The sequence below is a fragment of the Thermoanaerobaculia bacterium genome, assembly GCA_035260525.1.
GTDB lineage: Bacteria > Acidobacteriota > Thermoanaerobaculia > UBA5066 > DATFVB01 > DATFVB01.
On record DATFVB010000173.1, the window covers coordinates 1 to 2,896 of the forward strand.

Genomic DNA, 2,896 nt, shown 5'->3' on the forward strand with positions numbered 1-2,896 from the left:
GCGGCGGGCCGGCCGCCTCGAACCGGTCCCATCCGGCCCTTCCGCGAGGGACGGCTGGATCACGTCGATCTATCGCGATCGGCGAAACCGCCTCTGGATCTCGACGGACCGGGGCGGCGTTTTCCGTTTCGACGACCCCGAATCCCCGTCTCCCCGGGCGCAACGCTGGACGACCGCCGACGGGCTCTCCAGTCTGGACACGCGAGGTTTCGCGGAGGACTCTTTCGGTCGGTTGTACGTCCTCACTCCGGGAGGAGTCGACCGCTTCGGAGAGAGCCCGCGAACGGCCGAGCACTTCACCCGCGCCGACGGTCTCCCGGCGGGCGGGATGGCGGCGATTGCCGGCGTCGGCGGGGACATCTGGGTCGCCGGAGACGGCGGAGTCGCCCGTCTCCAGCCGATCGCACCCTCGCGGGGAGCGCCCGTGGAGATCTTCTTCGACGATGTGGAGGTCTCCGGGGAACGGCTTCCGCTTCCCGTTCGCGGTCTCGAGAACGTACCCCGATTCCAGGCGCCGCCCGGTCACAACTCTCTTCGATTCGAGATCGCCTCCCCGGCCTGGGAGACCCGGCGCTCGGTCGATTACCGGTATCGGATCGAGCCGGGAAACGTCTGGACCGAGCTGTCGCCGGACCGGGTGATCGGGCTTCCTCGGCTCGCGCCCGGACGGTATCGGCTGGAAGTCGAAGGCGTGGATTCCGCGGGCCAAAGGAGTCGGAATCGAGCGCTCGCGGAATTCTCGATCGCGGCGCCCGTCTGGCGGCGTCCCGGGTTCATCCTCCTCGCTGCGGCGACGCTCGCGGCCGGAGCGGTGGCGGCTCACCGCGCCCGCCTGGCGCAGGTCATGCGGGTCGAGCGCGTCCGCACCCGGATCGCCGCCGATCTCCACGACGACATCGGCGCGGGTCTCTCCGAAGTCGCCGTGCTCGCGGAGGTCGTCCGCCGGCGCCTGGGCGAGGACGATCCCGAATCGCGATCCCTGATGGAGGAGGTCGCCCGAACCGCGCGCCAGCTCGTCGATTCGATGAGCGAGATCGTCTGGTCCGTCGATCCCCGGCGCGACGATCTCGAAAGTCTGCTCGCCCGGCTTCGCCATTTCGCCGCGACCCTCGCCGAAGCCCGAGGGATCCGGTTCGCGATGGACGTGAAGGACGACGTGACCGCCGTGCCCCTCGAGGCCGGGCGCCGGCGCGACCTCTATCTCCTGCTGAAAGAAGCGGCGCACAACGCGATCCGCCACGCGGGCGCCGCCCGGGTCTCGCTCGCCATCGCGGTGGACCATGGAACGCTCAAGAGCGAGGTCGTCGACGACGGCCGCGGATTCGACCCGGCCGCCGGAAAGGGACACGGCCTCGACACGATGCGCGAGCGAGCGCGCGCGCTCGGAGGCGCGCTCGAGCTCGCGAGCGAGCCCGGCGAGGGAACGCGCGTGTCGATCTCGGTTCCTCTCGCCGGTCCCCCATGATCATGCGGTTTTCGACGGCACCTCGACCGGCGATGATCACGACCCGATGACTTCACCGTCGACGCCCGCAGGGACGGCTCCGATCACCGTCGGCATCGTCGACGACAAACGTCCGCTCCGGGACGGCCTCGCCGCGTTGATCGACGGCACCCCCGGGTTTCGATGCGTCGGGCGATGGGGCTCCGTCGAAGAAGCCCTGCGCGGGCTCGCGGCGTCCGGTCCCGACGTTCTCCTGCTCGACATCGGACTGCCGGGGATGTCGGGCGTCGACGGCATCGCTGCGCTCAAGTCCCGCTGCCCGAACACGCAGGTCCTGATGCTGACGATTTTCGAGGAGCGGGAAAGGGTGTTCGAGTCGATCTGCAACGGCGCGAGCGGATATCTCCTGAAGAACACGCCTCCCGCCAATCTCCTCACCGCGATTCGCGAGGCGCGCAACGGTGGCGCCCCGCTTTCCCCATCGGTCGCGCGCAAGGTGCTCGGTATGATCCAGGCGATCGGCGGCCCGGACAAGCTCGAGCACGACCTCTCGCCGCAGCAGCTCAGGCTCCTGCGTCTCCTCGCGGACGGCCACACGTACCAGTCCGCCGCCGACGAAATGGGGATCGCGTTGAACACGGTGCGGGACTACGTCGGGAAGATCTACGAGCGCCTCCACGTCAACTCGAAGACGTCCGCCGTCCGCAAGGCGATCCGGAGCGGCCTCCTCGGCTGACTCCCCGCTCCCCCATCTTCGTGCGGTTGTGCACGGAATCGGCGCCTCCTACATTCCGATCGGCTTCTCGAAAGGAGACTTCCGATGGATGGGCTTCGAACGTTCTCTCGCCGCCGCTTCACCGTTCTCGCCTTCGCGGTGCTGCTCGCGCTCGCGGGTTCGCCGCTCTTCGCGGGTTTCCCGTCGACGGAGGTGTTCCTTCCGGCGGTCGGGCGGCTGCCGGGGCTGTTCGGCGCGCAGTTCTACACGACGATCTGGGCGACGAATCTGACCGGCTCGACGGTCTCCTTCACGTTCGAGTTCCTCAAGCAGGGGCAGGCCAACACGAACCCCGCCTCTTTCTCCGACACGCTGGCTCCCGGGGAGACGAAGACCTACGAGAACGTCGTCGAGACCAAGCTCGGGCTGACCGACGCTCTCGGAGGAGCCCGCGTGACGTCCTCCGGTGAGATCCTCGTGGCCGAGCGCATCTACAACCAGGAGCCCGGCGACGACCTCGGCAAGACCGAGGGCCTCTTCTTCGCCGGCGTGCCGAAGTCCTTCGCGATCTCGCTCGGCCAGTCGGCCTCCATCCAGGGGATCGACCAGGGAGGGTCGGAGAACTTCCGGTACAACTTCGCCCTCGTCGAAACCGCCGGGGGATCGCCCACCGTTCACGTCGTCCTCTACGACGGGAGCGGCGCCGCGCTCGGCTCGACCGATTACTCGCTTCACCC

Annotated in this window: 3 protein-coding genes; all 3 read left to right on the forward strand. The window is 68.7% G+C overall.

The window, feature by feature from the left end; genetic code table 11:
* On the forward strand, positions 1–1,465 hold a 1,465-nt coding region (locus tag VKH46_08520; protein HKB70872.1), incomplete at its 5' end, for an ATP-binding protein.
* Positions 1,466–1,511: 46 nt separating this feature from the next.
* Positions 1,512–2,180, forward strand: a complete 669-nt coding sequence (locus tag VKH46_08525) for a response regulator transcription factor (protein HKB70873.1) — start codon at positions 1,512–1,514, stop codon at positions 2,178–2,180.
* 84 nt (positions 2,181–2,264) lie between these two features.
* A partial coding sequence (locus VKH46_08530) for a hypothetical protein (GenBank protein ID HKB70874.1) occupies positions 2,265–2,896 on the forward strand: 632 nt, incomplete at its 3' end.

Bases quoted from the DNA above. Each gene is read 5' to 3' on its own strand.
- VKH46_08525 (HKB70873.1), top strand. From the start codon at position 1,512: ATGACTTCACCGTCGACGCCCGCAGGGACGGCTCCGATCACCGTCGGC.